Genomic DNA, 10,376 nt, shown 5'->3' with positions numbered 1-10,376 from the left:
CGGGAGTTACTGGGCGGCGGGGACCGGGTCGGCGTACAGGAGCGCGTCCTCGGGGCCGAACAGGAGGTCCGCTTCGCCGCCGAGGCGGGCGCGGGCGCTGTCGACCTGGACGGTCCGGTCGCCGACCTGGAACAGGTACTCGTAGCGGGAGCCGACGTAGGAGCCGGTGACGACGGCGGCGCGGAGCGCGTTCGCGCCCGTGGCCGCGGTCCCGGCGGGGACGGCCTCCAGGCGCTCGGGCCGCACGGCCACGGTGACCGCGTCGCCTTCGCGCGCTTGGAGACCGGAGGCGACGCGCACGGTGCCCGCGCCGTCCAGGTCCACTTCGACCAGGCCGTCCGTGCGGGCCGCGACGCGCCCGGGGAGGAAGTTGCAGCGGCCCACGAACGCGGCCACTTCGGCGGCCGCGGGGGTCTCATAGATCTCGACGGGGGTGCCGACCTGCGTCATGCGGCCCTCGGACATGACGGCGATCCGGTCGGAGAGCGCGAGCGCCTCCTCCTGGTCGTGCGTCACGTACACGGTGGTGATGCCCAGGTCCGCCTGGAGCTTCTTGAGCCAGGCGCGAGCCTGCTCCCTGAGCTTCGCGTCCAGGTTGGACAGCGGCTCGTCGAGCAGGAGCACCGACGGGGAGTAGACGAGCGCCCGCGCGAGGGCGACGCGCTGCTGCTGGCCGCCGGAGAGCTGGTGCGGGTACCGGCCCGCGAGGTGCCCCAGGTCCACTTTCGCGAGGGCCTCGGCGATGCGCCGGTCCCGCTCGGAGCGGCCGACCTTCCGCAGCTTCAACGGGAGTGCGAGGTTCTCGGCGATGGTCTTGTGCGGCCACAGCGCGTACGACTGGAACACCATGCCGAGGTTGCGCTCCTCGGGCTGGAGGAACACGCCGTCGCCGACGAACACGGTGCCGCCCACGCTGATCGTTCCGCCCGAGGGCCGCTCCAGGCCCGCGACGCAGTTGAGGGTGGTGGACTTCCCGCACCCCGAGGGGCCCAGGAGCGTGAAGAACTCGCCGTCGGCGACGACCGCGTCGACCCCTTCGAGGACGGTGGTCTCGCCGAACCGCTTGACCAGGTTCGTGATCCGGACGTCAGGCATGGTCGTCCTCCTTGGAAGGTTCAGTTGCTCTGCTGCGCATGAGGAGTCCCGCGAGGCCGACGAAGGCCACGGTGATCGCGATCTGGAGCGTGGCGAGGGCGGCCACCGAGCCGGTGTTGCCCTGCTTCCACAGCTCCAGCATCGTGGTGCCGATGACGTTCGACTCGGCCGAGGCGAGGAACACCGCGGGCGAGTACTCCTTGAGGATGATGACGAAGGTGAGGATCAGCGCCCCCGCGAACGCGGGCGTGACCAGGCGGGCGAGGACGCTCCAGAAGGTGCGCAGCCAGTCCGCGCCCGAGACGCGGGCCGCGTTGTCGAGCTCGGTGCCGATCTGCATGGCCGCCGGGGCGACCGAGCCGAACGCGCTGGGCAGGGCCCGCACCGAGAAGCCGACGATGACCGCGAACAGGGTGCCCTGCACGAGGCCGCCGAGGCCGAATGGCAGGTATGCGAAGGCCCAGAACATGCCGATGCCGACGATGATCCCGGGCATGGCCTGCGGTGCGAGCGACAGGAACTCCACGGCCCGCCCGAAGCGGAACGTGGAGCGCTTCGCGACCATCACCGCGGCCGTGGCGAGGACGCTGACGGCGATGGCGCCGACCGCGGAGACGATGAGCGAGTTGGTGATCGACTGGACGTACGAGGCGAACGAGAAGATCCGCTCGTAGTTCTCGATCGTGAGCGTCTTCAGCGGCGACTGGAGCGGGGTGAACACCAGCGTGAACGAGCGGAACACGAGCCCGCCGATGGGGATGAGCGCCCCGAACACCAGGTACACGGCGATGAACGCGGCCGCGACCCATTTGAGGCCGCCGATGTCGAGGCGCCGCGGGCGCGTCGCCTTGCCGCGCACCGAGACGAACCGCTGGGCGTTGCGCAGGAGCTTCGCCTGCACCACGACTGCGGCCACGGTGAGGACGAGGATCACGACCGAGGCCGCGCCCATCACGCCGTAGTCGGGGTTGATCGACTTGAGGCCGTGGTGGTACAGGAACGTCGAGAACACCTCGATGCCCACCGGCTGCCCGTAGATCAGCGGGATGCTCAGCGTCTCAAGGGACACGGAGAACACCAGGATCGCCGAGTACACCATGGGCGGGCGCAGCATCGGGATGACCACGGAGAACAGGACGCGCAGCGGCCGGGCCCCGCACACCTGCGCGGCCGACTCCAGGGAGGCGTCCGAGTTGCGGAGTGCGTTGGCGCAGAACACGTACGCGATCGGCGCGAGCGCCACCGCCTCCGTCAGCGCCATGCCCGGGATCGAGTACAGGTCCCACGGGACGGTCCCCACCAGGTCCCGCACCCACACCGAGACGAACCCGGCCGGGCCGTACATCGCGATCCACCCGAAGCCGAGGATCAGCGAGGAGATGAAGAACGGCCACTGCATGGCCGCGGCGAACACCCGCCCGCCCGGCAGCTTGGTGCGCACCACGACCACGGCCATCGGGACCGCGAACGCCAGCGCCAGCACGGTGGTGAGCGCCGAGAACAGGGCCGTGTTCAGGGCGACCCGCCCGAACCCGGCCTCGGTGAACAGCCGCGCGTAGTTGTCGGCGGTGAACAGGCCCCCGGCCTCGTACAGGGGGCGGTCCATGAGGGACTGGATGAGCGTGGGGACGACCGGGGCGAGCGTGAACAGGGCCACGACCACGAGGACGATCCAGTAGACGGCGTGCTCGCGGCCCATCCCGAAGGGGCGGCGGCGCCGGGGCAGGCGCCCGACCTCCTCGGCCTGCGGGGGCGGCGCGGGGGGCGCTGCGGTGGCCGTCATCAGCTGCCGCCTTCCAGCAGGCCGTTCCAGCGGCCGGTGAACTCGTCGACCTCGGCCTCGTCTACGAGCTCGTAGGGCGCGAAGATGATCGCGTCCTCGCCGACGGCGTCCACGACCTCCTGGTAGGTGTGCAGGCCCTCGACCTGCTCGACGCTGTCGCGGTAGGACGCGAGGCCGCCTTCGGCGACGGCCCGCTGGCCCTCCTCGGAGAGCAGGAAGTCCACGAACAGGCGCGCGGTGTTCGGGTGCGGCGCGCCGTGGGCGATACCGATGCCCCGGGGGAGCAGCACGGTGCCGTCCTGGGGGAACACGATCTCGAAGAGGCCGCCGGAGTCGGCGACGACGGGGTTGGCGGGGGCGGCGCTGATGAAGAACCCCGCGAGGTACTCCCCGGCGAGGATCTTCTCGTTCTGGGTGCCCGAGGAGGTCTCGGGGCGGGCCAGCGGCAGCAGGGTCTCCAGGTGCTCCCAGGCGTCGGGGACGTGCTCGGTGAAGGCGCGGGAGACGGTGAACCCGAAGGCGCCGCCGACGTCGCGGGAGGTCAGCTTGTCCTCGAACAGGCCGGTGTCGGCGGCGACGAGCTCGGCGAGGTGGCCGATGCCGGTGGGCGCCTCGGGCATGAGCGAGGTGTTGTAGGCGATGGTCTGCGGGTCGACGGACATGGCGTAGACGTTCGGCAGGAGCAGCGCGAACCCGGGGAGGTGCGCGAGCTCGGGGGAGTCGTGGGCGAGGAGGCGGCCCTCGCCGCCGGCGTACTCGGCCCACGCCTGGGCGGCGTTGGAGACGACGAGGTCGGCGGGGGAGCCGTTGGTGGCCTGCTCGGAGAGGATGCGCTGGAAGACCTCGTCGCTGTCGAGGTTGGAGGCGTTGACCTTCTCGACCCACGGGTACTTCTTCTGGAAGTCGCGGAGGATCGGCGCCCAGTTCTCCTGGTCGGTGTTGGAGTAGATCTCCAGCTCGCCGCCCTCCTCCTTGGAGGCGGCGAGGATGTCGGCGTACTCGGCCGGGTAGTAGTCGGGGACGGTCTCGGCGTCGATCTCGTTGGCGGGCAAGGGGCTCTCGTCCTCGCCGCAGGCGGCGAGCGCGCCCGCGGCGCCGACGGCGGCGGCGCCGAGGAGGCCCCGCCTGGTCAGTGCGGGGGGAAGGGGTCGAGTGGACATCGCTGCCGCTCCTTTGCGGGGTCGTGTCGTCAGTGACAGCCGAAGGTTATAGGTTATAATCTCTGGCTGTCAAACCCGCTACCGCGCTTTTCTCGAAATCCCCGCTCGTCCCGCGGGCACACGCCGTTCGCCGACGCAGGGTAGGCTATAACCTCCATCAGAGGAGGACAGATGATCCAGCCCTTGCCGGCGGCGACGAAGAGCGAGTTCGCGTACCAGGTCCTGCGCGAGCAGATCCTCTCCGGCGAGCTCGCCCCCGGGCAGGTGCTCAACCAGGCCGTGCTCGCCCCCGCGATCGGCGTCAGCACCACGCCGCTGCGCGAGGCCCTGCGCCGCCTCAGCGCCGAGGGCCTGGTGGACCTCGGCACGCACCGCGACTCCCGCGTCTCGCCCCTGACGGCCGAGGAGGCCCGCGACCTCCTGGAGATCCGCCGCTCGCTCGACCCGCTCGCGGCCTCGCTCGCCGCCGAGCGCCGCACCACCGAGGACATCCGCCTCATCCGCGAAGCCGCGCAGCAGGTCCACGCGCTCCCCGACGACCCGAGCGTCCCGGACCTGGTGGCGCACCGCCGCTTCCACGCCGCGGTCTACCGCGCCTCCCACAACGACCTGCTCGTCACCACGCTCGACGCCCTGTGGGACAAGGCCGACCGCTACCGGCGCCTAGGCCTGGAGGCCCGCCGCTCGCAGGCCGACCGCGACCAGAAGGACGGCGAGCACCGCGAGCTCCTCGACTGCATCGTCGCCGGGGACGTCGACGGCGCCGCCGCGGTCATGCGCCGCCACATCGACACGAGCCTGGGTGCGACCGCGGCCTCCCGCCTCGGCGCCCGGCCCGCCGCCGTCTAGGACGCGTCCGGGAACGTCCCGTACGTGCCCGCCTTCGGGAACAGCGACCGCGCCCGGTCCAGGTCCGGGGCCACGAAGCGGCCCTCGGCCGCCACCAGGATCGTCTCGGGGTCCAGCTCGGGGCACACGCTCCCGGCCACGGTGATCTTGCGGCCCTCGACCCCGGTCACCCGCGCCTTGAGCAGCAGCGGCATCTCCACCGGCACCGGCCGCTGGTACCGCACGTCGAGCCCGATCGTCATGGCGGGCAGGCCCTTCGCCGCGCACGCCCAGCCCATCAGCTCGTCCAGGAGCATCGCGCTCAGGCCCCCGTGCGCGTACCCGGGCGGGCCCTCGTGGACCACCCCGAGGACGCACCGCCCGACCATGCCGTCCTTGTCGGTCTCCTCGATGTCCATCGGCGGCGCGATCGGGCTGCCGTGCCCGGCCGCGGGGGAGTACATGCGCAGCCCGAACGGGAACACGTCGACGTCAGGGACCTCCGCGCGCTCGCGCCGCCGCCCCGTGAACCGCGCTTCGAGCCGCTTGACCTCGCCCGCCAGCTCCTCCAGGACCTCCGTGGGGGTCTCGGTGCGCGACACGGTCTCCACGAGCGCCCGCATCTCGCGCCCGAGCTCGGCGACCGCCTTGCGCCGCAGTTCGAGGTCCTCGCTGGACATCCCCGCTCCTCCTGTATATGACGACCGTTATAATCGGTGGCCAGGTTACCACGAGACCGTGAACGGAGGCCGACCGTGACGCGCGCCGACCCGCCCTCCCGCGAGCGCATCGTCGCCGGGGCCGCCGACCTCATCGCCCGCCGCGGCCTCAGCGCCGCCAGCATCCGCGAGACCGCCCGGCACGCCAACGCGCCCCTCGGCTCCACCTACCACTACTTCCCGGACGGCAAGGCCCAGCTGGCGACCGAGGCCGTCCAGTACGCCGCCGCCTCCGTCGAACGGCACATGCGCGCCGCCATGGACGCCGGGCCCGCCGCGGGCCTCGCCGCCTACCTCAAGCGCTGGCGGGACATCGTGGTCGACAGCGGGTTCCGCACCGGCTGCCCCGTGCTCGCCGTCGCCGTCGAGGAGCCCCCCGAGGACGAGTTCCCGCCCGCGCTGCGCGCCGCCGCCGCGGCCTTCGACCGGTGGGAGCGGCTGTTCGCCGAGTCCCTCGAAGCCCACGGCGCCGACCCCGAGGAGGCCCGCGACCTCGCCACCCTCGCCGTCGCCGCCGTCGAGGGGACCGTGGCGATGTGCCGCGCCAAGCAGTCCACCGAGCCGCTCGACCGGGTCGCCCGACGCCTCGAAGCGCTCGTGGAAGCCGCGGTCCCGTAGCGGAACGTCACCGGTCCGTCCATTTCGGTGCAACTCGCCGACCTCGGTGTTGACCGCTCACAAGGGTCGGTAGGGTCGGAGCCCACGACCCTTTGCCGCCGCCCGCGCGTGCGCGGTGGCGGCCGTCTGAAGGACGAAACCGGCAATGAGTAGACCTTCACCCCGATCGAGCATCCACGCGCACCGGATGCCCCCGATGACGAACTGGCGCCGCGTGCTCATCGTGGGCGGCACCGCGATCGGCCTGATCGCGGCCACCACGATCGGCGCGGCCATCGCCATGACCGGCGGCGGCACCGGCGCGGGCGACGGCACCGACGGCGCCGAGCCCACCGCGGGACCGTCCACGGCCGCAGTCGAGACCAGCGCCTCGCCGTCCCCCTCACCGTCCCCGACCGAACCGGCGAGCAGCGCCGCCCCGGCGGGCGACGGCATGTGCGACCGCGCCCCCGCGGCCGGACCCGACGTCACCGTGACCGAAGTGGACGCGAACGTGATCGGCGCCGGCGGGGAGGGCGACACCGACCCGCTCCCCGCGGCCCTCGCCGCCACCCCCGACGGCCGGTCCTGGCTCGCCTGGGACGGCACCGACGACCGCATCCACCTCGCCCGCCTCGACTGCGACGACGCGATCGACGGGGACGCCTTCGACCTCGAAGGCGTCGACCTCCAGGACGTCATCGCCGACGCCGACGGCGTCACCGTCCTCGTCACCCGCGAGGGCGACTGCGGCGACGGCCCCCTGTGCGGCGGCGAGTCCAGCCCCTGCCGCACGATGCACATGGTGCGCTTCGACAACGCGGGCGCCCAAGTCTGGGACCGCCAGGTCACCAACCTCAACGACGACCGCTCCGGCTACGACGACGGCGCCCGCTTCGTGTGGTGGTACCAGCACCACGGCCGCCTCGCCTCCGACGGCAGCAACACCGCCGCGTACTTCGGCGTCGCCATCACCGTCGCCAACGGCGGCTGCGTCGACATCCACCAGGGCGACCGCATGCAGGTCGTCGACTCGGACGGGAACCTCGCCGACCACTCCGACGCGTTCGCCGTGGGGTGCAGCCACTCCTGGACCACCCGCATCGCCTGGAACGCCGACCGCGACGAGTTCGGCATGGTCTGCGCCACCGACAACCAGTGCCGCATCGCCGTGCCCGCGTACACCACCGTCGCCGCGGGCGAGTGCGACGGGAGCCTCTTCGGCGGCGACCTCGTCGCCGTCGGCGGCGGCTACTGGACCGCCTGGAGCCAAGGGGGACAGGCCCGCCTGGAGCACTTCACCGACGGGCCTTCCGACGCCACCGTGGACACCGGCGTCGACACGGGCCACCCGCACCTCGTCGCCTACGGCGACGGCCTGCTCCTCGCGTGGGGGTCCGGAGACGGCATGAAGGCGCAGGTCCGCGACACGGAGGGCGGGCCCGTCGGGGAGCCCTTCGCGATCGGCGTCCCGGATCACGACTACCAGGCGTTCAAGGCTTATCCTGACGGCAGCGCCGCCTACCCGGCGGCGGGCGACGGCTCCATCCGGATCGCCCGGGTGACGCCCCCGGCCTGACGGCCCTGACCTACCGGAGGACCCTCATGGCACTGCTGCACCTCATCGCCCTCATCGCCGCCCTGCTCAGCGCGGGGCTCATGGCCGGGCTGTTCACCGGGTACTCGTACTCGGTGATGCCCGGGATCAAGATCCTCGACGACCGCGCCTGGATCAGCGCACTCCAGCACATCAACCGCGTCATCCTCAACGGCCGCTTCATGACCGCGTTCCTCGGCTCCGTCGTGTTCGCGCTCGCCGCGGTCATCCTGGGCTTCTTCCAGGACGACCGCTCCGCACTGCCGTGGACGATCGCGGGTCTCGTGTGCAACCTCGTCATGTTCGTCGGCACCATCGCGAAGAACGTCCCCCTCAACGACCGCCTCGAAGCCGCCGGGGACCCGGCCGCCATCACCGACCCCGCCGCGCTCCGCGGCGAGGTCGAGGCGACCTGGATCCAGTGGAACCACGTGCGCGGCGTCGCGGCCCTCCTGGGCCTCGCCGCCCTCGCAGGCGCGCTCTACACCACGGGACTGAACGCCTAGGACAAGAGGTCGGCGCGGTGGACCAGAGCCGCCGCGCCGATCAGCGGCGCGTCCCCGCCGAGCTCGGCCCGCACCACCTTCAAGTCCGCCGCGTACGCGTTCACCGCGTGCTCGCGCACCGCCGCGGCCACCAGGTCCGGGTAGTCGTCGGCCACGAACGAGAAGCCCCCGCCGATCACCGCGACCTCCAGGTCCAGCAGCGTCGCCGCGTTCACCAGGCCCAGGCCCACCGCCCGCGCCGACCGGCGCACCGCCGCCACCGCCACGGGCACCCCCGCCGCGTAGTCGCGCGCCAAGTCCTCGCCCGTCCCGCCGTCCCAGCCCCGGCCCTGCGCCCAGCGCACCGTGTTCGGCCCCGAGGCGATCCCCTCCACCGTCGCGTCGTGCGCCGAGGACTCGACCCGGTCCACCACCAGCTGCCCGATGTGGCCCGCGTTCCCGCCGCCGCCCGAGACGATCCGCCCGTCGCTCACCACGCCCCCGCCCACACCCGTGGACACGACCATGACCAGCGCGTTCCGCACCCCGCGAGCCGCGCCCAGCCACGACTCCGCCAGCGCGATGCACGTCCCGTCCAGCCGCAGCGACACCTCGTCGAGGCCGCTCACGCCCGCCACGAACCCGGTGATCCCGAAGCCCTGCATCGCAGGCAGGTTGATCGGCCCGATCGTGCCCGCGTCCAGGTCCACCGGACCCGCCGACCCGATCCCGGCCCCCGCGACCCGCGCCCACTCCGGAGCGGCCATGCAGTGGCGCACGACCTGCTCGATCGCCCGCTCGCCGGCGGCCCGGCCGGCCGCCGCGGCCGCACCGGTCGCCGCCCGCGAGCGGGTCCCCTCGACCACGGTCCCGTCCGCCCGCACGAGTGCGGCCTCCACCTTGGTGCCGCCCAGGTCGAGCGCCATCGTCACGTTCATGCCGCGAAGCCTACCGAGGGGTCACGCCTCACAGACGCGCGGTGATCGCCGCCGTCACCTCGTCGGTCGTGGCAGTGCCCCCGACGTCGCGGGTGCGCACGCCTGCGGCCGACGCCGCCTCGACCGCCCGCTCGATCCGCGCCGCCTCCTCCGGCAGCCCCAGGTGCGCGAGCATGAGCGCGGCGCTCCCGATGGCGCCCACCGGGTTCGCGGCCCCCTGCCCGGCGATGTCCGGGGCCGAGCCGTGGACCGGCTCGAACATCGACGGGAACCGGCCCTCGGGGTTGAGGTTCGCGCTGGCGGCCAGGCCGAGGCTCCCGGCGAGGGCCGAGCCGAGGTCGGAGAGGATGTCCGCGTTCAGGTTCGAGGCCACCACCACGCTCAGGTCCTCGGGGTGGAGGACGAACTTCGCGGCCATCGCGTCCACGAGGACGCTCTCGGTCTCCACGTCGGGGTAGTCGGCGGCCACGCGGCGGAACACGTCGTCCCACAGGACCATCCCGTACTGTTGCGCGTTGCTCTTGGTGACGCTGGAGACCTTCCGGCGGGTCCTGGTGCGCGCCAGGTCGAACGCGAAGCGCATGATCCGCTCGCACCCGGCGGCGGTGAACAGCGCCGACTGGATCGCCACCTCGGCGCCCTCGCCGCGGGAGGCGAGGTTGCGGCCCCCGATCCCGGCGTACTCGCCCTCGGAGTTCTCCCGCACCACCACCCAGTCCAGGTCCGTGTCGTCGGCCTTGCGCAGCGGACTCACGACGCCGGGCAGGAAGTGGACGGGCCGCACGTTCGCCCACTGGTCGAAGCCCTGGCAGATCCGCAGCCGCAGCCCCCACAGGCTCACGTGGTCGGGCACCGTGGGCCACCCGACCGCCCCGAAGTAGATCGCGTCGAAGCCCTTGAGGACCTCCAAGCCGTCCTCGGGCATCATGCGGCCGTGCTCGGCGTAGTAGTCGGAGCCCCAGGGGAACTCCTCCCACTCCAGGGAGAACCGGCCCTCGGCCTGGAGCTCGTCGAGGACCGCCTTCCCCGCGGCCACCACCTCCCGTCCGATGCCGTCGGCGGGGATGGCGGCGATGCGCAGGGACCGATCCATGGCTGCTCCTTCGTGCCGGTGACGATTCGCAGTCGAGTCAACACCCGGTCACGCCGCCGCGTCCAAGACCGGTTCGCGATG

Annotated in this window: 10 protein-coding genes; 4 read left to right on the top strand and 6 right to left on the bottom strand. The window is 72.6% G+C overall.

Annotated elements, in window-relative coordinates; translation table 11 throughout:
• Nucleotides 1-6: 6 nt before the first annotated feature.
• From AB0A65_RS16785 to AB0A65_RS16775, 3 genes are read right to left on the bottom strand one after another with little or no spacing between them, the layout of a single operon-like run.
• Complete coding sequence (locus tag AB0A65_RS16785) at nucleotides 7-1,095, bottom strand: ABC transporter ATP-binding protein (protein ID WP_359952155.1); 1,089 nt, start codon at nucleotides 1,093-1,095, stop codon at nucleotides 7-9.
• Nucleotides 1,088-2,878 carry an iron ABC transporter permease gene (locus AB0A65_RS16780; RefSeq protein ID WP_359952154.1) on the bottom strand — a complete coding sequence of 597 codons (1,791 nt, stop codon included), beginning with the start codon at nucleotides 2,876-2,878 and terminating at the stop codon, nucleotides 1,088-1,090. Before AB0A65_RS16780 ends, AB0A65_RS16785 begins: the two co-directional genes overlap by 8 nt.
• Entirely contained in the window at nucleotides 2,878-4,038 is a 1,161-nt protein-coding gene (locus AB0A65_RS16775; protein WP_359952153.1) for an extracellular solute-binding protein, read from the bottom strand. The genes AB0A65_RS16780 and AB0A65_RS16775 overlap by 1 nt, the downstream gene beginning before the upstream one ends.
• Before the next feature lie 171 nt (nucleotides 4,039-4,209).
• Here AB0A65_RS16775 and AB0A65_RS16770 point away from each other — a divergent pair, with 171 nt between their 5' ends.
• The gene (locus AB0A65_RS16770; RefSeq protein ID WP_359952152.1) at nucleotides 4,210-4,887 is read left to right on the top strand and encodes a GntR family transcriptional regulator; all 678 of its coding nucleotides are present in this window, start codon (nucleotides 4,210-4,212) and stop codon (nucleotides 4,885-4,887) included.
• On the opposite strand, the gene AB0A65_RS16765 is transcribed toward AB0A65_RS16770, so the two are convergent.
• Nucleotides 4,884-5,546 (bottom strand): PaaI family thioesterase, encoded by a 663-nt coding sequence (locus AB0A65_RS16765; RefSeq protein ID WP_359952151.1) that lies wholly within the window; start codon nucleotides 5,544-5,546, stop codon nucleotides 4,884-4,886. The two genes, AB0A65_RS16770 and AB0A65_RS16765, sit on opposite strands and share 4 nt — an antisense overlap.
• 75 nt (nucleotides 5,547-5,621) lie before the next feature.
• Between AB0A65_RS16765 and AB0A65_RS16760 the strand changes: the two genes are divergently transcribed.
• The 3 genes from AB0A65_RS16760 to AB0A65_RS16750 all read left to right on the top strand — a co-directional run bounded on the left by AB0A65_RS16760 (nucleotide 5,622) and on the right by AB0A65_RS16750 (nucleotide 8,285).
• Nucleotides 5,622-6,203 (top strand): TetR/AcrR family transcriptional regulator, encoded by a 582-nt coding sequence (locus AB0A65_RS16760; protein ID WP_359952150.1) that lies wholly within the window; start codon nucleotides 5,622-5,624, stop codon nucleotides 6,201-6,203.
• 145 nt (nucleotides 6,204-6,348) lie between these two features.
• Complete coding sequence (locus tag AB0A65_RS16755) at nucleotides 6,349-7,761, top strand: hypothetical protein (protein WP_359952149.1); 1,413 nt, start codon at nucleotides 6,349-6,351, stop codon at nucleotides 7,759-7,761.
• A 26-nt stretch (nucleotides 7,762-7,787) separates the two neighbouring features.
• Nucleotides 7,788-8,285 (top strand): anthrone oxygenase family protein, encoded by a 498-nt coding sequence (locus AB0A65_RS16750; RefSeq protein ID WP_359952148.1) that lies wholly within the window; start codon nucleotides 7,788-7,790, stop codon nucleotides 8,283-8,285.
• Here the strand turns inward: AB0A65_RS16750 and AB0A65_RS16745 are convergent.
• Together AB0A65_RS16745 and AB0A65_RS16740 are read right to left on the bottom strand one after the other, a co-directional pair.
• Nucleotides 8,282-9,202: an ROK family protein gene (locus AB0A65_RS16745; RefSeq protein WP_359952147.1), complete on the bottom strand. Its 921-nt coding sequence runs from the start codon at nucleotides 9,200-9,202 to the stop codon at nucleotides 8,282-8,284. The two genes, AB0A65_RS16750 and AB0A65_RS16745, sit on opposite strands and share 4 nt — an antisense overlap.
• Before the next feature lie 28 nt (nucleotides 9,203-9,230).
• Complete coding sequence (locus tag AB0A65_RS16740; protein ID WP_359952146.1) at nucleotides 9,231-10,295, bottom strand: tartrate dehydrogenase; 1,065 nt, start codon at nucleotides 10,293-10,295, stop codon at nucleotides 9,231-9,233.
• Nucleotides 10,296-10,376: the final 81 nt, after the last annotated feature.

The organism is Glycomyces sp. NPDC047010 (assembly GCF_040644205.1).
In the GTDB taxonomy this organism is placed as follows: Bacteria; Actinomycetota; Actinomycetes; order Mycobacteriales; family Micromonosporaceae; genus Glycomyces.
The sequence above is the reverse complement of the archived record's forward strand: the minus strand, read 5'-3'. Positions and strand labels throughout refer to the sequence as shown.

Bases quoted from the DNA above. Each gene is read 5' to 3' on its own strand.
- AB0A65_RS16785 (WP_359952155.1), bottom strand. From the start codon at position 1,095: ATGCCTGACGTCCGGATCACGAACCTGGTCAAGCGGTTCGGCGAGACC.
- AB0A65_RS16780 (WP_359952154.1), bottom strand. From the start codon at position 2,878: ATGACGGCCACCGCAGCGCCCCCCGCGCCGCCCCCGCAGGCCGAGGAG.
- AB0A65_RS16775 (WP_359952153.1), bottom strand. From the start codon at position 4,038: ATGTCCACTCGACCCCTTCCCCCCGCACTGACCAGGCGGGGCCTCCTC.
- AB0A65_RS16770 (WP_359952152.1), top strand. From the start codon at position 4,210: ATGATCCAGCCCTTGCCGGCGGCGACGAAGAGCGAGTTCGCGTACCAG.
- AB0A65_RS16765 (WP_359952151.1), bottom strand. From the start codon at position 5,546: ATGTCCAGCGAGGACCTCGAACTGCGGCGCAAGGCGGTCGCCGAGCTC.
- AB0A65_RS16755 (WP_359952149.1), top strand. From the start codon at position 6,349: ATGAGTAGACCTTCACCCCGATCGAGCATCCACGCGCACCGGATGCCC.
- AB0A65_RS16750 (WP_359952148.1), top strand. From the start codon at position 7,788: ATGGCACTGCTGCACCTCATCGCCCTCATCGCCGCCCTGCTCAGCGCG.
- AB0A65_RS16745 (WP_359952147.1), bottom strand. From the start codon at position 9,202: ATGAACGTGACGATGGCGCTCGACCTGGGCGGCACCAAGGTGGAGGCC.
- AB0A65_RS16740 (WP_359952146.1), bottom strand. From the start codon at position 10,295: ATGGATCGGTCCCTGCGCATCGCCGCCATCCCCGCCGACGGCATCGGA.